This is a genomic window from Pseudarthrobacter oxydans (assembly GCF_030812335.1).
Classification (GTDB): Bacteria; Actinomycetota; Actinomycetes; order Actinomycetales; family Micrococcaceae; genus Arthrobacter; species Arthrobacter oxydans_B.
Genome location: NZ_JAUSSN010000007.1, coordinates 65,993 through 92,386 on the forward strand (window position 1 = coordinate 65,993; position 26,394 = coordinate 92,386).

Below are 26,394 nucleotides of genomic sequence, written 5' to 3' on the forward strand. Positions count from 1 at the left end.
GTGGAACTGCCCCGGTGCTACAGGGCGCTACAGGGTGAAGCTGTTGGCCGGCTTCGGCGAGTGCTTGAGCTTGAAGGCGGTCTCCCCGAAGGCTGCGGCGCCGATGCTCAGTTTGGTGAAGTCCAGGTCCTCGCCGCGGATGCAGACCTTGATCGCGTTGACGGCTTTGTTGACGTCCGGGGTGAGGATGAAGATGTTGAGCTTGGCGTCGGAGAATTCCGAGCGGTCCACCACGCCGAGCCCGCGCCAGGCCAGGTGGCTGATCAGGGCGTCCTTGGCCTTTTCCTCGAGGTAGCGGTCGCGGTCCGTGCCGTCCTTGGTCTTCAGGGCGTACTGGGCCACGACCCAGAACTGCTCCTCCTCGGGGATCTCGGCGAACCCGTCCTCGGCGCACTGCACGGCGAAGGCATCCATCAGGCCCTCCGCTGCGGCGGCGTCGGCGACGTCCGTCTCATCGGTTTTGCTCTGGTGCCCGACGACGCCGTGGTTCATCACGAACTGGCTGTAATCCTCGTCGAACCATCCCTCCCGGAATTCGAGGACCCCGTCGTCGTTGCGTTTGTAGACCCGGATAATTCCGCTCATGCCCGTCCTTTCCTGAACCATTCGCGGTCTGCGCCGTCGAACGGTGGCTGTTGTGCCTTGACGGCCTGGTAAAGCTGGTCCGACGCGGCGCTGATCCGGTCCACCACGTCTGCGGGGTAGTCCATCTCGATCCGGTGCTCGGCAAACTCGTCCTCATCGTCCACGTACACTCCGCGGTCCGCGGTGCGGATCACGTCCAGGTCCATGTCGATAAGGTGGAACTCGGTGACTCCGGGCCGGATCGTGGTCCAGCCGTGGCCGGTCGCCAGGTCCACGTAGACCTGGACGCCGGCCGGATGGGCCTCGTCGTAGAACGTGGCCACGTACTCCCCGGTGCGCGGGATGAGCAGCACGGCGTCGGATTCGGCATAGAACGCCGCGCCCGGGCGGGAACAGAACTCGTTGGTTCCCTGGAAGATCCACCAGCCGTGGTCGTCCTCGCCGAGATAGGTGCCGGGCACCACCCAGTGGGCCTTGCCGTTCCATTTCCGGTTCCGGGACACCACCAGGTCCCCCGGCGCCAGTCCATCGGGAATCCTCACAGAGTCCCTCACAGGATCGGCAGGCTGCCCGTGCTGGGGTGTTCCTGGCCCGGGAGGGGCCGCGCGAAGGGCACCTTGGTCCCCAGGACCTGCGCCACGACGTCGTGGGTGATCTGCTGGGCGGTCAGACCGACCCGTTCGAGCACCTGGCTGCGGGTTCCGTGGACGAGGAACTCCACCGGGAGGCCGACCTCGTTCAGCGCGGTGTCCACCCCGGCGGCCCGCATTTCCTGGCGGATCCGGGACCCGACGCCGCCGGCACGGACCCCGTCCTCGATGCAGATGACGAGGCGGTGGTGGGAGGCGAGGGCGATGATCGATTTCCGGACCGGGAGCAGCCAGCGGGGATCCACGACCGTGGAGCTGATGCCCTGCGCGCCGAGCCGGTTGGAGACGTCGAGGGCGAGTTCGGACATCGCCCCGACGCTGACGATCAGCACGTCGTTGTCGCTGGAGCCGGCCGGGCGGCGGGCCAGCACGTCCACGCCGTCGTTGAGCCGCTCGATGGCCTCCACCTCGGCGCCCACGGTGCCCTTGGAGTAGCGGATCACGCTGGGGGCGTCCTCGATGGCGACGGCTTCGCGGAGTTCCTCGCGCAGCCGGCTGGCGTCGCGGGGGGCTGCGAGGTGCAGGCCGGGAACGATCTGGACCATGGCCATGTCCCACATGCCGTGGTGGCTGGCGCCGTCGGGCCCGGTGACGCCGGCGCGGTCGAGGACGATCGTGACGCCGGCCTTGTGCAGGGCGACGTCCATCAGGAGCTGGTCGAAGGCGCGGTTCAGGAACGTCGCGTAGACCGCGACGACGGGGTGCAGCCCGCCGAAGGCCATGCCCGCGGCGGAGGTGAGGGCGTGCTGTTCGGCGATGCCGACGTCGAACACCCGCTCCGGATGCCGGGCGGCGAACTTGTGCAGCCCGACGGGGATCAGCATGGCGCCGGTGATGCCGACAATGTCCTGGCGCTCGTCGGCAATGTCGGCGATCTCGTCGGCGAAGACGGCGGTCCAGGACTTGGCGCCGCCGGCCTCGGTCGGCTCGCCGGTCTCCGGGTCGATGATCCCGACGGCGTGGAACTGGTCCGCCTCATGGGCGCGGGCCGGCGCGTAGCCGTGGCCCTTCTCGGTCATGGCATGCACGATCACAGGTCCGGCGTAGTTCCGGGCGGTGGCAAGGGCGTGCTCCATGGCCTGGAGGTTGTGGCCGTCCACGGGTCCGATGTACTTCATCCCGAGGTCCTCGAACATGCCCTGCGGGGCCCACCAGTCCTTGACGCCCTTCTTCATGGCGTGCAGGCTGCGGTAGGTGAACTGGCCCGCGGGTCCGCCGTTCTGCAGCCTCTTCCGCCACCAGTCCAGGGTGCCCTCGTAGGCCGGCGCGGCGCGGAAGGAGTCGATGGTGGGGCGCAGCGAGGCGAGGTAGTCCGCGAAGCCGCCCACGGTCGGGGCGTAGGAGCGGCCGTTATCGTTCACGACGATCACGACGCGGCGCTTCTTGTCCGCGGCGATGTTGTTCAGGGCCTCCCAGGCCATGCCGCCGGTCAGGGCGCCGTCACCCACGATGGCGATGACGTAGCGGTCGCCGTCGCCGGTCAGCTGCCGGGCGCGGGAGATCCCGTCCGCCCAGGAGAGCGAGGAAGAGGCGTGCGAGCTTTCGACGATGTCGTGCTCGGATTCGGCGCGGTCCGGGTAGCCGGACATGCCGCCCTGCTGGCGCAGGGTGCTGAAGTCCTGGCGGCCGGTGAGGAGCTTGTGCACGTAGGACTGGTGGCCGGTGTCAAAGACAATGCTGTCGCGGGGGGAATCGAAGATCCGGTGGACCGCGATGGTGAGTTCGACGACGCCGAGGTTCGGGCCCAGATGCCCGCCCGTCTGGGAAACGTTGCCGATCAGGAATTCCCTGACCTCGGCTGCCAGCTGATCCAGCTGCGCCTCGGACAACTTGCTCAGGTCCTGCGGATTCCGGATGGTCTCCAAGATTCCCAACGGCCCCTCCTTCGGGTGGTAGACATGCCTTTTAACTCTAACGCCTCCGGGGTTGCCCTCGTGCCGGACGCGCTGGGCACGAAAAAGCCCCGGCCGGTCTGGGACCGGCCGGGGCTTTCGCACGTGGCACGTGTTCCTCCCCTGCGGGAGGTGCGCCTGTTCCTCCCCTGCGGGAGGAGCGCTGTGCTAGCTGGCGGAGATCTGCCGCAGTACGTACTGCAGGATGCCGCCGTTGCGGTAGTAGTCAGCCTCGCCCGGGGTATCGATGCGCAGGACCGCATCGAAGGACGTGACGGTGCCGTCTTCGGCCGTGGCGGTGACCTTGAGCGTCTTCGGCGTGGTGCCTTCGTTCAGGGCGGTGACGCCCTCAACGGCAAAGGTTTCCGTGCCGGTCAACCCGAGGCTGGCAGCGTTCTGGCCGGCCGGGTACTGCAGGGGCAGGACGCCCATGCCGATCAGGTTGGAGCGGTGGATGCGCTCGTAGCTTTCGGCCACGACAGCCTTGACGCCCAGGAGTGCGGTGCCCTTGGCTGCCCAGTCACGGGATGAGCCGGAGCCGTACTCCTTGCCGGCCAGGACGACCAGCGGGGTGCCGGCGGCCTGGTAGTTCTGGGCGGCGTCGTAGACGAAGGCCTGCGGGCCGTCGGCCTGGGTGAAGTCGCGGGTGAAGCCACCCTCGACGCCGTCCAGGATCTGGTTCTTGATCCGGATGTTCGCGAACGTTCCGCGGATCATGACCTCGTGGTTGCCACGGCGCGAGCCGTAGGAGTTGAAGTCCTTGCGCTCCACACCGTTGGCCAGCAGGTACTGCCCGGCCGGGGTGTCCGACTTGAACGAACCTGCCGGGGAGATGTGGTCCGTGGTGACGGAATCGCCGAGCTTCAGCAGCACCCGGGCGCCGGTGATGTCCGTGACGGGTTCCGGCGTGGCCTTCATGCCGTCGAAGTACGGGGGCTTCCGGACGTAGGTGGACTTCGGATCCCAGGCGAAGGTGTCGCCGGCCGGGGTGGAGAGTGCCTTCCAGCGGTCGTCGCCTTCGAAGACGCCCTCGTAGCCGCGGGCGAACATTTCCTTGTCGATCGAGGAGTCGATGACCTGCTGGACCTCGACCGGGTTCGGCCAGATGTCCTTCAGGAAGACGTCGTTGCCGGCCTCATCCTGGCCCAGGGCGTCGTTCTCGAAGTCGAAGTCCATGGTACCGGCCAGGGCGTAAGCGATGACCAGCGGCGGGGAGGCCAGGTAGTTCATCTTCACGTCCGGGTTGATCCGGCCTTCGAAGTTGCGGTTACCGGACAGCACGGCGGCGACGGAAAGGTCGTTGGCCTGGATGGCCTCGGAGATTTCGGCGTCGAGCGGGCCGGAGTTGCCGATGCAGGTCGCGCAGCCGTAACCGACGATGTAGAAGCCGAGCTTCTCCAGGTACGGGGTCAGGCCCGACTTGTTGTAGTAGTCGGTGACGACCTTGGACCCGGGAGCCACGGAGGTCTTGACCCACGGCTTGGAGCTCAGGCCCTTGTCGACGGCGTTGCGGGCCAGCAGTGCGGCGGCCAGCATCACGGACGGGTTGGACGTGTTGGTGCAGGAGGTGATCGAGGCGATCGACACCGCGCCGTGGTCCAGTTCGAACTCGCGGCCGTCCGCGGTCTTGACGCTGACCGGGTTGGACTGGCGGCCGTCGGCCGCCGGGCCGTGCGCGTGCGGGGCCTCGTCCGTGAGGTGGCTTGCGGAACCCGTGAAGGACGGCGCGTCGGAAGCGGGGAAGCTCTCGTCGATTGCCTCGTCGACGCTGCCGCCGACCAGTTCTTCCTTCACGTAGTTGCGCAGGTCCTGGCGGAACTGGTCCTTGGACTCCGTGAGGATGATGCGGTCCTGCGGGCGCTTCGGGCCGGAGATCGACGGGACAACCGTCGACAGGTCCAGCTCGAGGTACTCGGAGAACTTGATCTCCTTGGAAGGATCGTGCCAGAGGCCCTGTTCCTTCGCGTAGGACTCCACGAGGGCAACGTTCTCGTCCGAGCGGCCGGTGAGCCGCAGGTAATCGAGGGTGACGTCGTCGATCGGGAACATGGCGGCCGTGGAGCCGAACTCCGGGCTCATGTTGCCGATGGTGGCGCGGTTGGCCAGCGGCACAGCCGCGACGCCTTCGCCGTAGAACTCCACGAACTTGCCGACCACACCGTGCTTGCGCAGCTGCTCGGTGATGGTCAGGACGACGTCGGTGGCGGTCGCGCCGGCCGGGATGGACCCGGTCAGCTTGAAGCCCACGACGCGCGGGATCAGCATGGAGACGGGCTGGCCAAGCATGGCCGCCTCGGCTTCGATGCCGCCGACGCCCCAGCCCAGCACACCCAGGCCGTTGACCATGGTGGTGTGGGAGTCGGTGCCGACGCAGGTGTCCGGGTAGGCCCGGACAACGCCGTCGATTTCGCGGGTCATGACGGTGCGGGCCAGGTACTCGATGTTGACCTGGTGCACGATGCCGGTTCCGGGCGGGACGACCTTGAAGTCGTCGAACGCCGTCTGTCCCCACCGCAGGAACTGGTACCGCTCGCCGTTGCGCTGGTACTCGATCTCCATATTGCGCTCCAGTGCGCCGGAGTTGCCGAAGGCGTCGATCTGCACGGAGTGGTCAATCACCATTTCGGCAGGTGCCAGCGGGTTGACCCGCTTGGGGTCACCACCGAGCTCCTTGACTGCTTCACGCATGGTGGCAAGGTCCACAACGCAGGGCACGCCAGTGAAGTCCTGCATGATCACGCGCGCCGGCGTGAACTGGATTTCAGTGTCGGGCTCGGCGCTGGGGTCCCAGCCGGCCAGTGCTCGGACGTGATCGGCCGTAATGTTGGCGCCGTCCTCGGTCCTCAACAGGTTTTCAAGCAATACCTTGAGGCTGAACGGAAGGTTTTCTGCACCTTCAACGGAGTTCAACCGGAAAATTTCGTATTCGGTACCGGCTACATTAAGTTTGCCTTTTGAACCGAAGCTGTCCACAATGCTCATCGCAGGACTCCTCTCGCAACAGTTTCATCTTTGTCGCGCCGCAGACCCCTTGCTAGTTAGGTTGCCCTAACTAGTGCCGGCCTTGTTCGTACAAGGTCCGGTACCGGGTGCAGGAGGTCAGCCGTGATTACGGAGCGCGACGTCGGACTACTCCGCCCATCCTAGTGGCCTCAGCCCCGGGGAGTCAGCAGCGCCACAGTCTCCATATGGTGCGTATGCGGATACAGGTCAAAGGCCCGCAGCCCCGCCAGTTCCCAGCCGGACTGCTGGAAGTAGCCCACATCGCGGGCAAAGGACGCCGGATCGCAGGACACATAGGCCACGGCCCGCGGACCGGCCCCGACCAGCTGGTTCACGACGGCCTTGCCGGCACCGGCCCGGGGCGGGTCCAGCAGGATGGCGTCGAAGCTGCGGGCTTTCTCGCGCAGGACCCGTTCCACCCGCCCTTGGACGATCTCCACCTGGGTCGCGTCATGGAGGTTTTTGCGGGCGTCCCGGCTGCTGCCGGGCGATCCCTCCACGGACAGCACGGACCCGGTGACACCCACGGCGTCCGCGAGCGGAGCGGTGAACAGGCCCGCCCCGGCGTACAGGTCAGCCACCACGGCGCCCGGTTCCAGGAAGCCGCCGTCGTGCAGGAATCCGGTCACAGCCCCCGCGAGGGTGTCCGGGCCGTCCCGGTGGATCTGCCAGAAACCGTCGCCGGTGACGCGGAAGTCGTGGCCGGACGCGGTCTCCTGGACGTAGGTGCGTCCGCGCAGCCGCAGCACTTCGCCCTTGACCGGATCGAAGCTCGCCACGGAGACGTCCTCGGGCAGCTGGGCGAGGACCGCGCTGAGGCGCTTGGCGCGCGTTCCCGGGGCCGGGACCAGGAGCACCAGCGGGCGGGAGCCGTTGGCCGGGGCGGCGACTTCGATGCGTTCGATGCCCTGCAGGTCGATGTCCCAGAGCCGGAGGGCGTTGATGGCCTCCGACGCCAGGGGCATCTCCCGGACCGGGAGGATCTGGTCGGAGCGGTGCGCGTGCATGCCGAGCTTTCCGGCAGGAGTCACGGCGAAGCCGGCGCGGGTGCGCCAGGCGAGGCCCGCCGCCGCGTCGGTTCCGGGCTCCCCCACGGCTTCCACCGTTACTCCCTCCCCCACCTGCGTAAGGTCGACGCCGGCGAGGCGGCGCAGCTGTTCGGCCAGCACCTCGGTCTTGAGGCTGCGCTGGCGCACGAGGGAGATGTGGCCCAGTTCGGCGCCTCCCACGGGCGGGTGGCGGTGCGACCAGGAGCGCACGGAATCGGCCAGGTCCCAGAAATGCCCCACCCGGTCGGGGGAAGAGTCCAGGACCTCCACGACGTCGCCGCGCCAGAACTTGGCGTCCGGACCGGACTCGGTGAGCCGGACGCGGACCTTTTCGCCGGGGATGCCATGGCGGACGAACACCACGCGCCCCTCGTGCCGGGCCACGCAGTGCCCGCCGTGGGCGACCGGCCCGACGTCGACGGTCAGTTCGGTGTGGGGTTGGGTCTGGGTATCGGAGCTCATTGGATGTCCTGCAGTCTCTTGGCTTCTTCGGATGATTTCAGCTGCCACGGCACACTGGCCACCATGACGCCCGGCTCGAAGTGCAGCCGGGTCTTGATGCGCAGTGCGGTCTGGTTATGCACCAGTTGCTCCCACCACTTACCCACGACGTACTCGGGGATGTAGACGACGATCAGGTCGCGCGGCGAATCGCGCCGCATGTTCTTGATGTACTCCATGATGGGCGTCACCGTTTCGCGGAACGGACTGGCCAGCACCGTCAACGGTACCGGGATTTCCAGCTTCTCCCAGTCCGCGATCGTTTGTTCGGTCTCCTCGCTGCTGATGTCCACGGTGATGGCATCCAGCCGGGAGGGCCGCGAGGCTCGGGCGTAGGCCAGCGCCCGCAGGACCGGCTTGCGGACATGCGAGACGAGCAGCACCGCGTGCACCCGGGTGGGCAGGGCCCGCGGCGAGGAGTCCTCATCCACGGCGAGTTCCTTGGCCACGTTGTCATAGTGCGCCCGGATGCTCCACATGATCAGGAAGAGCACGAACATGGCCAGCAGCGCGATCCACGCACCCTGTTCGAACTTGGTGATCAGGACGATCAGCAGGACCGTGGCGGTCATGCCGAAGCCGATGCCGTTGATGGTGCGCGATTTGAGCATCCGCCGCTTCACCGCGGGGTCCTTGGCGAGCTTGAGCTCCCGGCCCCAGTGCCGGACCATGCCGAGCTGGCTGATCGTGAAGGAGATGAAGACGCCCACGATGTAGAGCTGGATGAGCTTGGTGACATCCGCGTTGAACGCGATGATCAGCACCAGCGCGCCGGCGGCCAGCGCCAGCACGCCGTTGCTGAAGGCCAGCCGGTCCCCGCGGGTGCGCAGCTGGCGGGGCAGGTAGCCGTCCTGCGCCAGGATCGAGCCGAGCACCGGGAAACCGTTGAACGCCGTGTTGGAAGCGAAGACGAGGATCACGCCGGTCGCGGCGACGACGATGAAGAAGGGGATGGATGCTGCGCCGAAGATCGTCTGGGCGATCTGGCTGATCGCCGGACTCTGGATATAGCCTTCCGGCAGCAGCTCGCCGTTCAGCAGGAACTCCGTGGCCGGGTCCAGCACGATGTGCACCTTCGTGGCGTTCGCCAGGAAGATGATCCCGGCCAGCATGGCTGAGGCGATCACACCGAGCAGCAGCAGCGTCGTGGCCGCGTTTTTGCTCTTGGGCTTTTGGAAGTTCGGCACACCGTTGCTGATGGCCTCGATGCCGGTCAGCGCCGCGGCTCCTGAGGAGAAGGCCCGGAGCAGCAGGAACGCGCCGGCGAGTCCGACCAGTCCTTCGTCGAAGCCCGGCGCGGGAACAATTGTGAAGGCCGCCGAGGGCGCCTCGCCCAGCTGGCCGGTGGCGGCCTGGAAGACGCCGATGGCGGTCATGCCGAGGATCGAGGCCATAAAGATATAGGTCGGCAGGGCGAACAGCGTTCCGGCTTCCTTGATGCCCCGCAGGTTCACGAGGGCCAGGATTACGACGCCGATCGTCGCGATGAGCGCCTGCTGGCCGTGCAGCGAGGGCACCGCGGTGGTCAGGTACGTTGCGGCGGAGGACATCGACACGGCGACGGTCAGCACGTAGTCGACCAGCAGCGCGGAGGCGACGGTGAGCCCGGCATATTTGCCCAGGTTCTCGTTGGCGATCTGGTAGTCGCCGCCGCCGGAGGGGTAGGCGTGGACGTTCTGGCGGTAGGAGGCGACGACGGTCAGCAGCACTACCATGACGGCCAGTCCGACCAAGGGCGAGAACGCCACGGCGCTGACGCCGGCCAGCGCCAGCGTCAGGAGGATTTCGTCCGGCGCGTACGCCACGGAGGACAGCGCGTCGGAGGCGAAAACGGGCAGGGCGATCCGCTTGGGAAGGAGGGTGTGAGCCAGGTTGTCGTTCCGGAACGGCCTGCCTACCAGCACCCGCTTCACGGCATTGAAAATTGTCGGCACCAGACAAAGCTAGCCCGATTCGGACGCGATGTCATGACGGCGACGATCCCCGCCGTCCGGGCAGCTCCGGGAGGGCAGTACGGCCTGCATCGAAGGCAGCTGTCTTGCGGGCATCCGGGCCTGCTGCCGGGAGGGTCGACGCGGCGCCCGCGGGGCTGGCTGCCCGGGCCGCGGTGGCCGGTAGAGTTTTACCCAGCAGCAGTACAGGAACAACAGGAGGCACGGTTGGCGCACTTCGTGATTATGGGTTGTGGCCGCGTGGGGGCAACCCTCGCGCACACACTCGAGGACGCGGGCCATTCCGTGGCCATCATCGACCAGGACGACCGCGCCTTCCGGCGGCTCCGGACGGGCTTCACCGGCCGCAAGGTCACCGGCGTCGGCTTTGACCGGGAAACCCTCAAGCAGGCCGGCGTCGCGGATGCCTATGCCTTCGCTGCCGTCTCCAGCGGCGACAATTCCAACATCCTGGCCACCCGCGTGGCCCGCGAAACCTTCCATGTCCCGCACGTGGTCGCCAGGATCTACGACCCCGGCCGCGCCGAGATCTACCAGCGCCTGGGGATCCCCACGGTCGCCGCCGTGCGCTGGAGCGCGGACCAGGTGCTCCGCAGGATCCTGCCCGAACAACACCTCGCCGGCGACTTCCGGGACCCCTCCGGCCGGCTCGTGCTTGCCGAGGTGGATCTGAACCCTGACTGGATCGGCCACCCCGTCACGTCGATCGAGAGGGCCGCCGGGGTCCGCGTCGCCTACCTGACGCGGTTCGGCGAGGGCATGCTGCCCGTGGCCGGCACCCTCTACCAGGACGGCGACACCGTGCACGCCATGCTGGGTGTGGACCGCAGCACCGAAGTCGCCCACATTCTTGCCAAGTCCCCCGCCAAGGAGTCCTAAGTGAAAGTCGTCATTGTCGGGGCGGGAAGCGTCGGTTCCTCGATCGCGCGCGAACTGCTGGCCCACAAACACGAGATCCTGCTGATCGACCTGAAACCTGAGGTGATCGGCCGCAGCGGCCTGCGCGGTGCGCACTGGCTGGTCGGCGATGCCTGCGAACTGAGCACGCTGCAGGAAGCGAAACTGGAGGACGCCGACGTCGTGGTCTCAGCGACCGGTGACGACAAGGTCAACCTGGTGGTCTCGCTGCTGGCGAAGACCGAATTCGGCGTCGGACGGACGGTGGGCCGGGTCAACAACCCCAAGAATGACTGGATGTTCGACGACTCCTGGGGCGTCGACGTCGCAGTCAACACCCCGCAGCTGATGACCGCCCTGGTCGAGGAGGCCGTGGAGATCGGCGACCTCGTCCGCCTGCTGACCCTGCAGACCGGCGTGTCATCGCTGGTGGAGTTCACGGTCCCCCACGATTCGCATGTGATCGGCCTGACCGTGGGCGACATCGACTGGCCCGAGGATTCGACCCTGGTGGCGATCCTGCGGGACCAGGCACCGATCACGCCGAGCCGTGATGATGTGATCGACGGCGGCGACGAGCTGTTCTTCGTGACCACGATCGTGGCCGAGGATCAGCTGCGGGCCCTGCTCTCGCCGGAGTCGCAGGACGAGGACGAGGACGCCGCCGGCCAGCACCCCGTCACCTCGGGCCGGCTCGGCCACGAGAACCCGCTGCCGGAGGACGACGGCTTCGACGGCTAGCCCGGTTGCGCTATCACTCCTGGCGGTTCTGCTCGCTGGGAACGACGTTTAGTGATAGCGCAACGTGTGGCTAGGCCGCTGGGGTCGTTGGTGTGGCAGTCGGGGCGGGCCGGGTGAGCAGCCAGGCGACCCAGATGCCCAGGATGTACAGCGGCGCACCCATCAGCAGCCGCGTCGTGGCGAGGGCCGCGAAGCCGGACTCGCCCATGAAGTACAGCGGAACCTGGACCAGCAGCCGCAGCGCCAGCACCGCGATGATCACCCAGGTGCCGATCTGGTAGGCCTTGACCCGGGCAGGGTCCTTGCGCCAGTCCAGGCCCTCGTTGCGGATGAACCCGAAGATCAGCCCGGCAAAGGGCCAGCGCACGGCAATCGAGATGGTCATCGCCACGATGTAGGCGAAGTTGGTGAAGAACCCCGGGACGTAGAAGTCCTCGGCCTTGCCGGTGGTGTTGGCCAGCCACGCGGAGATCCCGACGCCGACGATCCCCGCCAGTGCCTGCGTCAGCGGTTTGCGCTGGACCAGCCGGATGACGGTGAAGGCCGCAGCCACGGACAGCGCCGCGATCAGCGCCAGGGGCAGCTCACGCGTGACCGTGAAGGCAACCAGGAAGATCAGGCCCGGGAGGATGCTTTCGGCAATGCCCTGGACCCCGCCGGCGCTCTTGAGCACGTCGATGTTGCCGTTGCCGGTACGGTGCAGTCCGGCCTTGGCCGCGTATCCCTCGGCGAGCTGCGCCACGGTCGGCTGAGCCGCGGAGGTCTCCCCGCCCGGCCCCGGCTGGGCTGGTTTCTGCTGGGCTGCAGGCTCCTGGGCGGGTCCCGGCTGGGCTGAGCCGGGCTGACCTGCGCCGGGCCGGGCTGAGCCGGACTGAACGGCGGGCTCGGGCTTCTCGGGCAGGGTCATTGTTCCTCCTGGCGGGAGACTATTTCGTAGCGGGGATTGAACATGGTCGGCAGGCCGTCGCGCACGGTGACCATGCCCTGCAGCCGGAGTTCGGTGCCGGCGTCGATCCCGGGGATCCTGCGCCGCCCGAGCCAGACCACGCGGAGCCGGTCCTTCGGGACGGCGGGCCGCTGGCGCCGCGGTCCGGCGGCGGGCTGCGCTGCGGTTTCGGCGGCGGGCTGGGCGCCTGCCGTAACGGTTCCTCCGGGGCCCGCTTTGGCGCCGCGGGTTTTGGGCGCATCGTGGTCGACGACGACGGCGGTGAAGGCGGCCACTTGGCTGGCCGGTGCGTAGGTGACCGACTCGATGTAGCCGTGGCACAGCACGCGGCCACGGTCCGGCAACCCCCTCACGGAGATGGAGGAGGCCGGATCCTGGCGGGGGGCATCAGCCAATCTGGGTAGTCTCCGGTCCACGTTCCGGCTGCCCGAGGTCCGGGGCGGACTGCGGTGCGGGCACGGCGTTTTCCTTCGGCAGGCGGAGCTGCAGCAGGTCGCGCGGCGGCATGGGGTTCTCGCCGCGCACCACTACGATCTGCCGGAACAGCCCCTCGAGGCCGGCGGCGGCGTCGCGGTCCACAGCGGCCTCGCCGCCGAAGACGCCGCGGAGGAACCAGCGCGGACCGTCGACGCCGATGAAGCGGGCCACGCGGTAGCCGTGGCTTCCGTCGGCGCCGCTGGCGGGGAGCTTGGCGAGCAGTTCGGTCCCGAACCCGCCCTGGATCTCCTCGATCTGGCCGCCCTGGCTGCCCACCGACTGGCCGATCTGTTCACGGATTTCCTCCCACAGGCCCTCGGAGCGAGGAGCCGCGAAAGCCTGGAGCTGGAGGCTGGAGCCGTTCAGGTCCATGGTGACGGCGACGACCCGCTGCGTGGCTTCCTCGACCTCGAGCCGGAGCTGCAGGCCTTCGGCGGGAGCGATCAGGAGCGCCCCGAGGTCCACGTAGCCCTCCTGGTCCTCGATTTCAGACACGTCGAAAGGACCCGTGGCGCCGCGCACGGGGGCGGCGGACGTCCCGGCGGAGTCGTCGGCGGAAGCGTCAGTGACGGCCTCCTGGGTTTCCCCGGGATCTGTCAGCTGTTCCTGCTTGGCTTTCCTGCCACGCCCAAAAACCATGGGGTTGTCTCCTTAGTTGTGATTCCGTGCCGCCGCGTCGCCCCGCGACCGCGCGGCGCCTGCTGCTGTCTCATTCTGCACTCAGCAGAAACACTGGTCGGCTGGTACGTCCTGCCAATGGGTCCTGCTCATAAGTCACTGCAATACTGCGGTCTGGCCGGCTTCGGGTCAGACCGGCGCGCCGAAGCCGCCGGTGGATCCGAAGCCTCCGCCGCCGCGAACCGAGCCGCTAAGGTCCTGGACCGGCAGGAACCTGGCGTACTCCACGCGCTGAATAACCATTTGTGCAATTCTATCGCCGCGCTTGAGTTCAATCGCGTGGTCGCGGTCGGTATTCAGCAGCGTCACCGCGATTTCTCCGCGGTAGCCGGCGTCTACTGTGCCCGGGGCGTTCACGACGGTCAGTCCGTGCTTGGTCGCGAGCCCGGACCGCGGGTGGATCAGCGCCACGAAGCCGTCGGGGAGGGCAATGGCCACACCGGTGGGCACCAGCCGGCGCTCCCCCGGTTCCAGTACCACGTCCTCGCGGGCGCGGAGGTCCGCTCCGGCGTCGCCCGGGTGCGCATACGAAGGCGGTTCCAGGCCGTCGTCGAGCATCTTCAGCTGCACCGCCAGGGTGGGAGCCCCGAACACTGCCGCTGGCTGGTCTTTTGTCTGTGTATCTGGATGTTCTACCGGCTCTGCCGCTTCGGCGGCGTCCAGTGCAGTCTTTTCTTCAGTCACAGTCCCTCACTCTAACGCCCGCCGGGAAGATAGGCCTAGCCGCGGCCGGCGGGCGCGGACCCCTGGTCCCGCTTCAGCCGCCAAGGTGAAATAGCCCGGGAAAAGTGGAAAGCTGGGCTTATGCCCGAATCCAGTGCAGCCGTGCCTGCCCCCAACAGCACCCCCAGCGACGCCACCGTTATGTACAGCGAGAAGCTCTGGCCGAACTTCTGGATCTGGGTGATGGCTGCGGGACTCTCGGGCGCCGGGATCCTGGTCTTCGCCCCGATCAGCATGACTGCCGGGCTCACCGCCGCCGTCGTCCTGTTCACGATCCTCACCGTGCTGCTGGTCCTCTCAACCCCCGCCATCACGGTCACCGGCTCCACGCTGCGCGTTGGCCGCGCCACGATCGAACGCCGCTTCGTCGGCGCCGCGACCGCGTTCCGGGGCCCGGAGGCGACGGCGGAACGCGGAACCCGGCTCAACGGCCTCGCGTTCATGTGCATCCGCGGCTGGATCGATCCGGTGGTCCGCATTGAAATCACCGATCCCTCGGACCGCACGCCGTACTGGCTTACGTCCACGCGGCACCCCGACAAGCTGATCGCCGTGCTGAACTCCTAGCCCTCGCAGTCCTTGCAGTACTTGAGGCCGTCCTTTTCGCGGGCAATCTGCGAACGGTGGCGGACGAGGAAACAGGAGGCGCAGGTGAATTCGTCGGCCTGGGCCGGCAGGACCCGGACCAGCAGTTCCTCCCCGGACAAGTCCGCGCCGGGGAGTTCGTAGCCTTCCGCAAGGTCCGATTCGTCTTCATCGACCACTGCGGAAGGCTTTTCCGTACGCCGCGTTTTCAACGCCTCGAGGGAGTCCTCGCTGAGGTCCTCTTCGGTCTTGCGCGGCGCATCGTAGTCTGTCGCCATTGTTTGTTGCTCACACTCCGCAGTCGTTCGGTTGGTTCGCCGGGCCCGGAGGTGCTCAAGGGCGGTAGCCCTGGGTCCCCGGAGCGGTTCTCCGATGTCAACGCCGGACACGCGGTTTTTGTGCCCGATGTCGCGTCATTTTTGCTTAAGCGACCGGTGAAAGCCAGAGTCCTCTGGTCCGGGCTTTGGGCCTCGGGCTGCCGCATCCGGGACCCGGAGGGCTCCCGACCCGCCGAGGGGCCAGAAAGTGGCGGAAATTCGCGGAAATTGACGGCGCGCCCTCCGTCCTCACGGGAATTCGCCCGCATCGGTGGCAGAGTTTCGATTGTTAGTAATGCCAGGGTGGAGGATTTGTATGCAGGATCTACGGCTTGTAGGCGTCCACGACGACGGGGAGCATCTCCTGTTGAGCGGCGCCGGCGGCGAGATGTTCCAGCTGCCAATCGATGAAGCACTTCGGGTGGCAGCCAGCCGGACGACGGCCAAGGCCGCCTCCGGTGCGGTCGCCGCGCCCATTGCCATGTCTCCGCGAGATATCCAGGCGCGGATCCGCAGCGGCTCGACGGCGGCCGAGGTTGCGGAGCTCTCCGGAATCCCGCTCGCTAAGGTCCAGCGCTACGAGGGTCCGGTACTCGCCGAGCGCGAGCACGTCGCCCGGCAGGCCCGCAAGGTGGAGGTTGCCGCCCCCGCCCCCGGCCACGACGTGTACCGCTCCGTGTTCGGTGACCAGCCGGCCTCGCTCGGCGAGATGGTGGACCACCGGCTCAGCGCGCACGGCATTGATGCCGCCACCGTGGAGTGGGACTCCTGGCGACGCCCGGACGGGAGCTGGAACGTGGTGGCCCGCTTCGAGGCGAAACCCGGCGGCCCCGCCGGCATCGGCGAGGAACCGCCGGCCATGTGGACCTTCAGCCCCGCCCGCAAATCCCTGCAGAACGCCAACCGCTGGGCCCAGCAGCTCAGCGAGCTCGAGCCCCTGGACGGTCCCGTCCCGGCGCGCCGGCTGACCGCCGTCTCGGACCGGCCCTTTGATTTTGAAACAGACGCCGACGCTGCCGCCCGCACGGCGACCGCGCAGCTCCAGGTGGTCCAGCAGCTCCAGCTGCAGCAGGAACAGGAATCCGACGGGCTGCTCGACATGCTGCGCTCCCGCCGCGGGCAGCGCCTCGGTGTGGACGAGGACGCCGACGACGCCCTCGCCACGCTGCTGACCAACGGTGTTCCCGCGGCCCACCCGAGGCCTTCGGAGCTCCTTGCCGAGTCGCCGGACGAGCAGGAACCCGCGGGGTCCGGCACGGGGAAGTCAACGGGCGGGCCGGAGAAACCGGACGCAGCGGACACGGAATCCCGGCCCGCTGCCGGTCCCTGGGAACGCCGTCGCGACGGCCGGCCCTCGATCATGTCAAGGCTCAGCCTGGCTCCCCGCCAGGAGGAGGCACCGGACGACGCCCTGAAACTCCATGACGGCGTCAGCACCGATACCCGGGAAATCACCATCGCGGCCTCGCAGCTGCGGCCCGCCGGCCAGCAGCGCCCCACTTCCAGCCCGGGGCTGGACGAACTGCTGGGCGGCGGAACCCCGCGGCGCCAGCAGCGGGAAACCCCCGCCGCCCGCGATGACCGCGACGCGGAACAGCCCGAGCGCCAGCCGGCGAAGCCGAAGCGCTCCAGCATTCCCAGCTGGGATGACATCGTCTTCGGAGCCCGCGGGGACTAGCATTCACCACGGATTGACGGCGCGGCGACGCGCATCAGGGCCCTTCACGCGCAGTCAGGCGCGGGGGGCCCTTTTTCCGTCGGCCTGGAAACACACCAGCGGGACTTCACGTTCGGCTTTCGTCAGCGAACCGTGCTGGCCCACGACGTCAAGGGCTGTGGGCCGGACCCGGCGGGTGTCATAGAAGGCCAGTGCGTCCCGGGCCGCGATCATCACGTCGCCGATCCGCGGGCCGACCTCGGCCCGGACGGCGCCGAAGAGCCCCGCGGCGATGGCCTCGTCCCGCGTGAAGGCCCAGATCCGGTCGCCGAAACGCGCCCGCCAGGCCTCCAACAGCCGGATCCTGCCGGACTCGCCTTCCGACTCCTCCAAGTACAGGTGGACCATTCGCGGCTCGCCCGCCGTGTGGCGGACTCCGGCCACGAGGGCCGGGTCGGCCGCGTAGTCGATCCGCTGGGACTCCGGCACGTCCAGCATGCCGTGGTCCGCCGTGAGCAGGATGGTGGTGCCTGCCGGCAGGGTCTCGCTGAGCCGTTTCACCGTCGCGTCGAGTTCCTCGAGCTGGTGTTCCCACTGGGGCGACTGGCAGCCGTGGCGGTGCCCGGCCTTGTCCAGTTCGTTGACGTAGAAGTACATCAGCGACCGGCCGGACCCGGCCATCGTCTCCGCGGCGGCCGCGGTCCTGGCATGCGAGGTAGTGGCCGTGACGTAGCGGCCGCCCCGGAGCGCGGCCCGGGTCATGGCGGAGTCGCTGAACTGCGGGAGGCTGACGGTGGTGACATCGACGTGCTCCGCGGCCCGCTGAAAGACGGTGGGAAACGGCTGCCACAGCTCCGGATCGACGCCGGCATCCCAGCCGCCCAGCATGTTGACCACCTGGTCCTGGTCCGGATCCAGCACGTCGTAGCCAACCATGCCGTGCTGCCCGGCCGCGAGTCCGGTGCCGAAGCTGGCCAGGGACGCTGCCGTGGTGGACGGAAACGCCGAGTCCAGGGAGACCGGCACCTGTCCCTGGCCGGACTGCATCACGGCGCGCAGGAATGGCGTGTGCGCGGACTTCTGCTTGAGCAGGTTACGGCCGAGCCCGTCGGCCAGCACGACGCAGATGCGCTTGGCCGCAGGCAGGTTCAGGCGGTTCTCGAAGCCGGGAACACCCACGCTCGCCGCGGCGCTCGTGAGCACCTCGGCGATGGAGCGTTCGCCGAAGGCCGGAGCCGCGGGCAGGCTCTGCAGTACGGTCCGGGCGGTGGACAGCGGTTCGGGCATGCGGACCGGCGTCATATCAGCGCTGGTGGCCGCGGCTGGCGCGGTTTCCGAAAACGCCCATCCGCGGGCGCGGGGGCAGTCCGGGGCCGGTGTGCGGCACCGGGGCGGTGGATCCGGTGTTGACGGCACGGAGGGCGCGGGCGAACAGTTTGGCGTCCTGGACAGCCTGCAGGCCGTCAGCTTCGGCGCTAATCCGGATCACGATGTCCTCCTGCGCGATGGTGCCGCTGTAGCCGTGGTCGGCCTCGCACTGCGGGTCGCCGCAGCTGGCCGGGCCCATGTCGAGGCGCTGGCCGCCGGACCAGGCGATGGACAGGGTCAGTTCGCGGACCGGATCCGAGGACTTGTATTCCTGGGGCTGCGCGTACACATAGCTGAGCACCACGGAGCGGATCTGTGTCACGGGCACGGATTCCGTGGAGACCTGCGCGACGGTCTGCTCCCCCGCCTCGTCCAGCTGCTGGTCGTCCACGTGGGTGATGACCAGCATGTCCTCGGTCAGGACCAGCACGGTGATGTGGCGGCGGACCTCGGCGCGGTCGAAGTGTGTCTCCAGGTGCACCAGGTGGGCCACGCAGTCGCGCCCGTCGAGGGCGTCGGCGACGACGTCGGCCACGAGCCGCGGGTAGAAGCCGGCCTGCTGGAGGGCGCCTTCCAGGCTTTGACCCTGCGCGCTGTGGTCATGCAGGCCGTGGTGGTTCGCGCCGCCCGGGCGTCCGGAGATGATCGCCTGGGGCTTGGGTGTCGGAGACTGAAAGCTCATGGTCTCCATTTTCACAGATCGGCTGGGGACATGCTAACCATCGCCGCGGCGAGGCGCTACCGCCGACGCACCGTAGCCGGGCCGCAGCCGCGGCGAGCCGCTATCCGAACGTCAGCTGCGCATGGCGCGGCGGGCGCTGTCGGTGCGCTGGGCGGCGTTGGCGATCCGCACGTCGGCGGCGAGGATCGACGCCCCGTCCGGCCCGGCGAGCACCGGGTTGAAGTCGACGAGGGCGATCTCCGGATGGTTGTCCTTGAGCCTGGTCAGCCGGGCGGCGAGGTCCTCCAGCGCGCGGGCGTCCACGGCCGGCAATCCCTGGTAGCCGAAGAGCTTCCGTGAGGCGCGGGGGGCCCGGATGAAGTCGTGCAGGTCCGAGCCGGACAGCGGCGGCACCCGGTGGGCCCAGTCGTCCAGCAGGTTGACGGCGTCACCGGCCAGGCCGAAGGACACCACCGGGCCCAGCAGCGGGTCCTCGATGGCGCGGAAGGTGCAGGCCTGGCCCACCGGGGCCATGGTCTGCACTTCCAGCGACGGCGAGCCGTAGCGTTCCAGAGATTTGCGCATTTCCAGCACGTTGCGCCGCAGCGACTCCGCATCCTGGATGTCCAGGCGCACCCCGCCGAGGTCCAGCCGGTGCCGCAGGGCAGGGTCGGTGGTCTTCAGCGCCACCGGCCAGCCCAGCCGGTCCGCGGCGGCGACGGCCTCGTCGGGGGTGTCAAAGCCGACCGACGGGACCACGCGGATGCCGTAGCGGGCCAGCAGGCCCGCAGCCGTCTCCGCGTCCAGCCGGAGCAGCTGCTCGCCGCCCACCTTGTCCAGCAGGCGCTCCAGCTCGTCGTGGGTGCCGTCCGGGTCGCAGCCTTCGGGTTCCACAAACAGGCCCTGGTCCCGGTCCAGCCACTGGGCGTAGCGGACCACGCATCCCAGCGCGGCCACGGCCGCGCCGGGGTTGGAGTAGCAGGGAACAACCGGCGACCCCGCCTCGTCGCCCACCATTCCTTCGACGTAGATGGACGGGTCCAGCAGGCCGCTGAACGCCGCCACCACGGGTTTTCCGGCCGCCACCGAGCATTCGGCGAGCACCCCGGCGATCTTTTCGACGGTGAGGCCGTGCGCCGGCAACAGCGCGACCACGACGGCGTGGACGGTGCCAGCGGTGAGGACTTCCTGCAGGCTGTGCCGCAGCGCGGGCAGCGCCACGGACATCCCGGCGTCCAGGTCGACGTCGGTGACGATCCGCACCACGCCGAGCCCCTGCACGGCCGCGCTGTCCGCGACGACCTTGCCGAGCGCCCGGGAGTTGCTGAACACGGCGATCCCCGCGCCCTTCGGCAGGGGCTGGCTGGAGACGATCTGGGCGACGTCCATGAGCTGTTCGATGGTCTCGACGCGGATCACGCCGGCCTGGCGCATCATCGCGTCGAGGGCCTCCGGCGGGGCCTGGGTGGTGCGCACGGCGTGGCCGGGGGGCAGCCCCATCGCGTCGGATTTCGCCACGATGACCGGCTTGGTCCGGGCCAGGCGGCGGGCCAGGCGGGAGAATTTGCGCGGGTTGCCGATCGATTCGAGGTAGAGCCCGACGGCGGTGGTGTCGGCGTCGTCCTCCCAGTACTGCATCATGTCGTTGCCGGAGACGTCGGCGCGGTTCCCGGCGGAGAGGAAGGTGGAGATCCCGACGCGGCGCCGGCTGGAGGCCGCGTAGAGGGAGACGCCGATCGCTGCGGACTGGCTGAACAGGCCCAGGCCGCCGCGGCGGCCCAGCGAGGGCGCCATCGAGGCGTTGAGGGACACGGCAGGGTTGGTGTTCATGATGCCCAGCGAGGCCGGGCCGATCACGCGCATGCCGTTCGCGCGGGCCTGCCGGACGAGCTCACGCTGCCGGGCCAGGCCGCGTTCGCCGTCGTCCGCGTAGCCGGCGGTGGCCACCACGATGCCCTTGACCCCGGCGGCGCCGCATTCCTCCACGACCTTGGGGACCTCGGCGTACGGGACGGCGATGATCGCGAGTTTGACCGGCCCGGGTACTTCGGAGAGCCGGGCGAAGGAGAGCATGCCGGCGAGCTCGAAGGCCTCCGGGTTGATTGCGTAGACCGGGCCGGTGAACCCGCCTTCGATGATGTGCTCCAGCAGCTGGTAGCCCACGGTGCCCCATTTGCGGCTGGCCCCGATGACGGCGACGGAGGACGGAGCGAGCAGTTCCTGGATGCTGCGGGCCTCGGCGCGGTGCTCCCGGGATTCCATCACGGCGCGGGACTTGTCCGTGGGGTCGATGTTGAATTCGAGGCTGACCACACCGTCGTCGAAGTGGCGTTTGACGTCGTAGCCGGCGTCGGAGAACACCATGAGCATCTTGCGGTTTTCCGGGAGCACCTCGGCACTGAATTTCCGGATCCCGTTTTCGCGGGCGGCGGCGGCGAGGTGTTCGAGCAGGATGGATCCGATGCCGCGGCCCTGGTGCGCGTCGGAGATGTTGAACGCAACTTCGGCTTCCTCGGGGTCATCGAGCCGGTCGTAGCGGCCGATGCCCATGATTTCCCCGCCGATGGTGATCACGAGGGCAACGCGGTCCTTGTAGTCCACCTCGGTGAACCGTTTGAGCTCCTTGGCGGAGAGTTTGGACTTGAATGCGAAGAACCGCATGTAGATGGACTTCTGCGACTGCCCCACATGGAAGGTCTGCACCGCGTCCGCGTCGGACGGGTGGATCGGGCGCAGATGGGCCGTCCCGCCGTCGCGCAGCACAACATCGGCTTCCCAATATTCCGGATATACGCCGTCCACGGGCTGATCCACCATAGGCTTAGCCTAGTCATAAACTTACGCCGCACCCGTTCAGCACCGCTCAGAAGGACCCACCAGCCTCATGGCCCGCCGCCAAACCCCGTCCCCGGCAGGGGAAGCCAGCCAGGATTTCGTAGAGAACATCGTCGATATCGACGTCACCTCCGAGATGGAAGGTTCGTTCCTTGAGTACGCCTATTCGGTGATCTACTCGCGGGCGCTTCCGGATGCGCGGGACGGCCTGAAGCCGGTGCAGCGGCGCATCCTGTACATGATGAGCGAGATGGGCCTCCGCCCGGACCGCGGCCACGTCAAGAGCGCCCGGGTGGTGGGCGAGGTCATGGGCAAGCTGCACCCGCACGGCGACACCGCCATCTACGACGCCATGGTCCGCATGGCGCAGGACTTCTCGCTCCGGCTGCCGCTCATCGACGGGCACGGCAACTTCGGCTCGCTCGACGACGGCCCGGCAGCCCCGCGGTACACCGAGGCCCGGCTCGCGGCGGCGGCCCTGACCCTGACGGACCACCTCGACGAGGACGTCGTCGACTTCGTCCCCAACTACGACAACCAGCTGACCCAGCCGGACGTGCTGCCGGCCGCGTTCCCGAACCTGCTGGTCAACGGCGCCACCGGCATCGCCGTCGGCATGGCCACGAACATGGCCCCGCACAACCTGGTGGAAGTGATCGCCGCGGCCCGGCACCTGATCGAGCACCCGGACGCCACGCTCGAGGACATCATGCGGTTCGTCCCCGGCCCGGACCTGCCCACCGGCGGCCGGATCGTGGGCCTGGACGGCATCCGCGACGCCTACGCCACCGGCCGCGGCTCCTTCAAGACCCGCGCCAAGGTGGAGGTCGAACAGCTCTCGGCCCGCCGCACCGGGCTGGTGGTCACGGAACTGCCGTACATGGTGGGGCCGGAAAAGGTGATCGAGAAGATCAAGGACGCCGTCAACGGCAAGAAGCTCGCCGGCATCAGCGACATCGTGGACCTCACCGACCGCAAGCACGGCCTGCGCCTGGTGATCGAGCTGAAGAACGGCTTCAACCCGAACGCCGTGCTGCAGCAGCTGTACCGCTACTCGCCGATGGAGGATTCCTTCGGCATCAACAACGTCACCCTCGTCGACGGGCAGCCTCAGACCCTGGGGCTGCTGCAGCTGCTGAGCGTCTATGTGGAGCACCGCATCACCGTGGTGCGCCGGCGCACCGCCTTCCGCCTCGGCAAGAAGAAGGACCGCCTGCACCTGGTCGAGGGCCTCCTCATCGCGATCGTGGACATCGACGAGGTCATCCAGATCATCCGTTCCTCGGACGAGCCGGCCGCGGCCCGGACCAGGCTGATGTCCATCTACGACCTCTCCGAGATCCAGGCCAACTACATCCTGGAGCTCCGGCTCCGGCAGCTGACCAAGTACTCGCGGATCGAACTGGAGAAGGAGCAGGAGGAACTGCGCCGGGAGATCGCCGAACTCGAAGCCATCCTCGGCTCCAGCGAGCGGCTCCGCGCCCTGGTGTCTTCCGAGCTGGCCGAGATCGCCGAGAAATACGGCACGCCGCGCCGGACCGTGCTGCTCGAATCCGAGGCCGTCTCCCCCACCGTCGCCGCCCTGGCCGCCGCGCCCGGGGCCAAGGGCAGGGCCAATCCACTGGCCCTGGAGATCGCGGACGATCCCTGCTGGGCGATCCTGACCGCCTCCGGCCAGATCGCGCGCACCGCCAACCAGGACAGCCTCGCCGAGTCCGGCCCGCGGACCCGGCACGACGTGTTCACCTCCGTGGTGAAGACGTCAGCCCGGGGCGAGATTGCCGCCGTCACCTCCCAGGGCCGCATGCTCCGGCTCCAGGTGATGGACATGCCCGTGCTGCCGCCGACCCAGGGCACCCCGAACATGGCCGGCGGGGTGCCGGCCAAGGACTTCATCACCCTGCTCAAGGGCGAGTCGCTGGTGGCGTTCGCGCCGCTGGATGAGGTCCTGGCGATCGGCACCGCCCAGGGTGTGGTCAAGCGCGTGCAGCCCGACTACCCGCTGAACCGCGAGGACTGGGAAGTTATCGCGCTCAAGGACAAGGACACCGTGGTGGGTGTCGCCCCCGCAGGTTCCGACGACGTCGACCTCGTCTTCGTGACGCGGCAGTCGCAGCTGCTGCGGTTCCCTTCCTCCGCGGTCCGTCCGCAGGGCCGGACCGCGGGCGGCATGGCCGGCATCAAACTGGCTGCCGGGGACCAGGTGATGTTCTTCGGCGCCGCCGGCCCGGCCGACACCGACGCCGTCGTGGTGACCATCGCCGGCACGGACGGGGCGCTGCCGGGCACCGCTCCCGGGGCCGCCAAGGTGACCGCCCTCAGTGAATACCCGGCCAAGGGCCGCGCGACCGCCGGGGTCCGGGCTCACCGTTTCCTCAAGGGCGAGGACAGCCTGTTGCTCGCGTGGGCCGGCCACGGCCCCGCGAAGGCGTCCTCCCAGGCCGGGGTGGCCCGTTCCCTGCCCGGGGAACACGGCCGCCGCGACGGATCCGGAATCCCGCTCTCCCAGGCCATCGACGCGATTGGTCCGAGCATGTCCTGGCAGCCAGCCCCCGGGGCGGAAGCTTAGCCCGCCGGGTTTACGGCGCCCGGCGCGGGGTCTTCCGGCGGCGAGTTTCCCGGCGGCGCCCCGAATCCTTAACGCCCGCCGCTCACCCATTTGCCACAAGTGGCCGCTATCGATCACCCATTCACCACAAATGGCCGCTATTCGGCCCGCCGTGGCGACCATTCGTGGTGAATGGCCGGGGTGGACTCACCAAGGGGCCCGGCACTAGGCGAAGCAATGGTGCCGGGCCCACTGGGGAATCTTCGACTTCGACCTCGAGGTGAGGTGCCACCGGCGGCATGGGCTGCAGAAGTAGACTCCCGTGGGCGACTTTCGTCCCCGCGTCGACGCTTTGTCTTGTATCGCCCGCAGGGCGCGCTCTGCTGACCAAAGTCTTTGATAAGGGATTTTCGAGCAAACGGACATGGTTTCGGTCCTGAATTGCAGCGAACTCGGCGTGCTCAATGTCACGCCCCGCTCGAGGGTGCACACCCGATAGATGATTGGCCCACGGCTGGAGCTGAAGGCTAAAAACCTTCAGGCTCCACTTGTGGGAAGCCTAACCCCGCATTCAGCGGATCGCAAGGAATCGCACGTTAGCGTCCATCGAGACGTTGCTGTGGCACCATGATCGGCCCAGGAGAGAAGCAGGGCCCTATCTTCCCCGCCCGAGTGGGTTGGCCGTGGCGTCGGTCCGTTTCCGCTCCCTCGCCTCCGCCGGAAGCGTTTAGACTGCTCGCATGCCTATCATCGCGGACAACAAGGACTGGACCTGGGTGCTGCAGCGGCCCTGTCCGGAATGCGGTTTCGACGTCTCAGCCTGCTCCCCGGCCACGGTGCCCGGTCAGCTGGCCAGCATGCTCCCCCGCTGGCGCGCCGCCCTGCGGCGTCCGGACGCCGCCGAACGCCCGAACGGGGACACGTGGTCCGTGCTGGAGTACGCCTGCCACGTCCGGGACGTCTTCAGCCTGTTCGACTACCGGCTGGACCTGATGCTCCGCGAGGAGGACGCCCGGTTCGATGACTGGGACCAGGACGCGACCGCGGTCGAGAAGGACTACGCGAACGCCGACCCGGCCGAGGTCAGCGCGGAACTCACCGCGGAGGGCGAGCAGATCGCCGCTTCCTTCGGACGGGTCCCGGAGGACCAGTGGGGCCGCACGGGCACCCGCAGCAACGGTTCGGAGTTCACCGTGCTGACGTTCTCGCAGTACTTCCTGCACGACGTCGTGCATCACCTCCACGACGTGGACGGATAGCGCGTGGACGGATAGCGCGTGGACGGATAACGTGTGGACGGATAGCGCGTGGACGGGTAGCTACAGTTCCTTGTCCCAGGCCATGCTGGTGTTGACGGCGACGTAGCCCATCTTGGCGTAGAGGGCCAGGGCCCCGGTGGGGTTCTCCGAATCGACGTCGAGCGAGGCCTTGTCCATCCCGGCCGCGGCGAAGCGGCGCATCGCGTCGGCCAGGAGCGCCTGCGCCACGCCGCGGCCGCGGAACTCGCGCCGCACGCCCAGCAGGTCCGTGTAGCCCTCCTTGTAGCCCCGCGACCCGGCGCTGACCGCGTCATAGCTGGCGAGCTGGTAGCCGGCCACCTTCCCGGTGGACTGCTCCACGACGACGGCGCTCAGGTCCGGCCGGGCCAGCGGATCGTTCACCACGAAGCCCCAGGCCTCCTCGTCCCGGGGCTCGCTGCCCCAGTGGTCCCGGAACGCCTCGTTGTGCGCGAGCCGCACCGGCTCGTGCAGCTCCGGACCGAAGCCCACGAGCTCCAGCCCCTCGCCCAGCACCGCCTCGGGAAAACCGTCCGCCAGGGGCCGGTGCATCTCGTTGTAGTAGCGGACGATCCGGTAGCCGGCGTCCCCGAACAGGGCGGCCTGGTGCGTGTGCTGCTGCTCCATATGGAGCCGCAGCCTGGGTGTGGAACCCGGCACCGCGTCCTCGGCAAAACGCTGCCGCGTCCTCGCCTCCATCCAGCCCAGCAGCCCGGTGCCGATCCCGTGTCCCTGCCACGCGGGATCGACGCAGCCGTACCCGATCGCCTTCTCGCCGTCCGGATTTTTTGTGATCCGGCCATAGGCCCGGACCGCGTCCCGCGCGTCAAAGCCGAGAACCGTGTTCGCGGCGGCCGGGTTCGTCCGTGATTCGAGGACCTGCTCCAGGTCGGCGCGGCGCTCATACCAGACGGGCCGTTCGACGGCGGCGGTCCGGGCGATCAGTGCCGCCCAGTCGTCCAGGTCCGCGGTCCCGGCGGCCCGCCACTCAAGGCGGGGGTCCAGGCTGGCCAGCGGGTCGGCGTGTCCGTTCATGGCAACAGGCTAACGTC

At 68.4% G+C, this 26,394-nt stretch carries 21 protein-coding genes; 6 read left to right on the forward strand and 15 right to left on the reverse strand.

Going from position 1 to position 26,394, the window contains the following annotated elements; translation table 11 throughout:
* Positions 1-27 precede the first annotated feature (27 nt).
* The 6 genes from J2W14_RS12870 to J2W14_RS12895 all read right to left on the reverse strand — a co-directional run bounded on the left by J2W14_RS12870 (position 28) and on the right by J2W14_RS12895 (position 9,614).
* Positions 28-585 (reverse strand): hypothetical protein, encoded by a 558-nt coding sequence (locus J2W14_RS12870; RefSeq protein WP_307462954.1) that lies wholly within the window; start codon positions 583-585, stop codon positions 28-30.
* On the reverse strand, positions 582-1,139 hold the full coding sequence (locus J2W14_RS12875) for a DUF402 domain-containing protein (protein ID WP_370871291.1): 558 nt from the start codon (positions 1,137-1,139) through the stop codon (positions 582-584). Before J2W14_RS12875 ends, J2W14_RS12870 begins: the two co-directional genes overlap by 4 nt.
* Complete coding sequence (dxs, locus tag J2W14_RS12880; RefSeq protein ID WP_307462959.1) at positions 1,136-3,109, reverse strand: 1-deoxy-D-xylulose-5-phosphate synthase; 1,974 nt, start codon at positions 3,107-3,109, stop codon at positions 1,136-1,138. Before dxs ends, J2W14_RS12875 begins: the two co-directional genes overlap by 4 nt.
* A gap of 186 nt (positions 3,110-3,295) precedes the next feature.
* On the reverse strand, positions 3,296-6,109 hold the full coding sequence (locus J2W14_RS12885; protein WP_307462960.1) for an aconitate hydratase: 2,814 nt from the start codon (positions 6,107-6,109) through the stop codon (positions 3,296-3,298).
* Positions 6,110-6,279: 170 nt separating this feature from the next.
* Positions 6,280-7,641 carry a class I SAM-dependent RNA methyltransferase gene (locus tag J2W14_RS12890; protein ID WP_307462963.1) on the reverse strand — a complete coding sequence of 454 codons (1,362 nt, stop codon included), beginning with the start codon at positions 7,639-7,641 and terminating at the stop codon, positions 6,280-6,282.
* Positions 7,638-9,614 carry an APC family permease gene (locus J2W14_RS12895; protein WP_307462966.1) on the reverse strand — a complete coding sequence of 659 codons (1,977 nt, stop codon included), beginning with the start codon at positions 9,612-9,614 and terminating at the stop codon, positions 7,638-7,640. Before J2W14_RS12895 ends, J2W14_RS12890 begins: the two co-directional genes overlap by 4 nt.
* A gap of 225 nt (positions 9,615-9,839) precedes the next feature.
* Between J2W14_RS12895 and J2W14_RS12900 the strand changes: the two genes are divergently transcribed.
* A complete protein-coding gene (locus tag J2W14_RS12900) occupies positions 9,840-10,511 on the forward strand; it encodes a potassium channel family protein (RefSeq protein ID WP_307462969.1) in 672 nt (223 codons plus the stop codon).
* Positions 10,512-11,270, forward strand: coding sequence for a potassium channel family protein (locus J2W14_RS12905; RefSeq protein WP_307462973.1), 759 nt, complete (start codon positions 10,512-10,514; stop codon positions 11,268-11,270).
* Positions 11,271-11,340: 70 nt separating this feature from the next.
* Here the strand turns inward: J2W14_RS12905 and J2W14_RS12910 are convergent, their stop codons facing one another.
* From J2W14_RS12910 to dut, 4 genes are all read right to left on the reverse strand, one after another.
* On the reverse strand, positions 11,341-12,177 hold the full coding sequence (locus J2W14_RS12910; protein ID WP_307462976.1) for a DUF3159 domain-containing protein: 837 nt from the start codon (positions 12,175-12,177) through the stop codon (positions 11,341-11,343).
* A complete protein-coding gene (locus J2W14_RS12915) occupies positions 12,174-12,611 on the reverse strand; it encodes a hypothetical protein (protein WP_307462979.1) in 438 nt (145 codons plus the stop codon). Before J2W14_RS12915 ends, J2W14_RS12910 begins: the two co-directional genes overlap by 4 nt.
* The gene (locus J2W14_RS12920) at positions 12,604-13,332 is read right to left on the reverse strand and encodes a DUF3710 domain-containing protein (RefSeq protein WP_307462982.1); all 729 of its coding nucleotides are present in this window, start codon (positions 13,330-13,332) and stop codon (positions 12,604-12,606) included. The genes J2W14_RS12915 and J2W14_RS12920 overlap by 8 nt, the downstream gene beginning before the upstream one ends.
* Positions 13,333-13,500: 168 nt before the next feature.
* Positions 13,501-13,965: a dUTP diphosphatase gene (gene dut / locus J2W14_RS12925; protein ID WP_307463414.1), complete on the reverse strand. Its 465-nt coding sequence runs from the start codon at positions 13,963-13,965 to the stop codon at positions 13,501-13,503.
* A 210-nt stretch (positions 13,966-14,175) separates the two neighbouring features.
* On the opposite strand from dut, the gene J2W14_RS12930 reads away from it, so the two are divergent.
* Positions 14,176-14,661: a DUF3093 domain-containing protein gene (locus tag J2W14_RS12930; RefSeq protein WP_307462985.1), complete on the forward strand. Its 486-nt coding sequence runs from the start codon at positions 14,176-14,178 to the stop codon at positions 14,659-14,661.
* Here J2W14_RS12930 and J2W14_RS12935 read toward each other — a convergent pair.
* A complete protein-coding gene (locus tag J2W14_RS12935; protein ID WP_307462988.1) occupies positions 14,658-14,957 on the reverse strand; it encodes a DUF4193 domain-containing protein in 300 nt (99 codons plus the stop codon). The genes J2W14_RS12930 and J2W14_RS12935 overlap by 4 nt on opposite strands.
* 355 nt (positions 14,958-15,312) lie before the next feature.
* Here J2W14_RS12935 and sepH point away from each other — a divergent pair, with 355 nt between their 5' ends.
* Entirely contained in the window at positions 15,313-16,674 is a 1,362-nt protein-coding gene (gene sepH / locus J2W14_RS12940) for a septation protein SepH (protein ID WP_307462991.1), read from the forward strand.
* Positions 16,675-16,728: 54 nt separating this feature from the next.
* On the opposite strand, the gene J2W14_RS12945 is transcribed toward sepH, so the two are convergent.
* The 3 genes from J2W14_RS12945 to J2W14_RS12955 form a co-directional block, all read right to left on the reverse strand.
* Positions 16,729-17,940: an alkaline phosphatase family protein gene (locus J2W14_RS12945; RefSeq protein WP_307462994.1), complete on the reverse strand. Its 1,212-nt coding sequence runs from the start codon at positions 17,938-17,940 to the stop codon at positions 16,729-16,731.
* 16 nt (positions 17,941-17,956) lie between these two features.
* The gene (locus J2W14_RS12950) at positions 17,957-18,703 is read right to left on the reverse strand and encodes a DUF5998 family protein (RefSeq protein ID WP_307462997.1); all 747 of its coding nucleotides are present in this window, start codon (positions 18,701-18,703) and stop codon (positions 17,957-17,959) included.
* A 111-nt stretch (positions 18,704-18,814) separates the two neighbouring features.
* Positions 18,815-21,499, reverse strand: coding sequence for a bifunctional acetate--CoA ligase family protein/GNAT family N-acetyltransferase (locus J2W14_RS12955; RefSeq protein ID WP_307462999.1), 2,685 nt, complete (start codon positions 21,497-21,499; stop codon positions 18,815-18,817).
* A gap of 67 nt (positions 21,500-21,566) precedes the next feature.
* Here J2W14_RS12955 and J2W14_RS12960 point away from each other — a divergent pair, with 67 nt between their 5' ends.
* Both J2W14_RS12960 and J2W14_RS12965 read left to right on the forward strand, forming a co-directional pair.
* Positions 21,567-24,086, forward strand: coding sequence for a DNA gyrase/topoisomerase IV subunit A (locus J2W14_RS12960; RefSeq protein ID WP_307463001.1), 2,520 nt, complete (start codon positions 21,567-21,569; stop codon positions 24,084-24,086).
* Between the two features lie 719 nt (positions 24,087-24,805).
* Complete coding sequence (locus tag J2W14_RS12965; RefSeq protein ID WP_307463004.1) at positions 24,806-25,324, forward strand: DinB family protein; 519 nt, start codon at positions 24,806-24,808, stop codon at positions 25,322-25,324.
* Positions 25,325-25,384: 60 nt separating this feature from the next.
* On the opposite strand, the gene J2W14_RS12970 is transcribed toward J2W14_RS12965, so the two are convergent.
* Complete coding sequence (locus tag J2W14_RS12970) at positions 25,385-26,377, reverse strand: GNAT family N-acetyltransferase (RefSeq protein ID WP_307463007.1); 993 nt, start codon at positions 26,375-26,377, stop codon at positions 25,385-25,387.
* Positions 26,378-26,394: the final 17 nt, after the last annotated feature.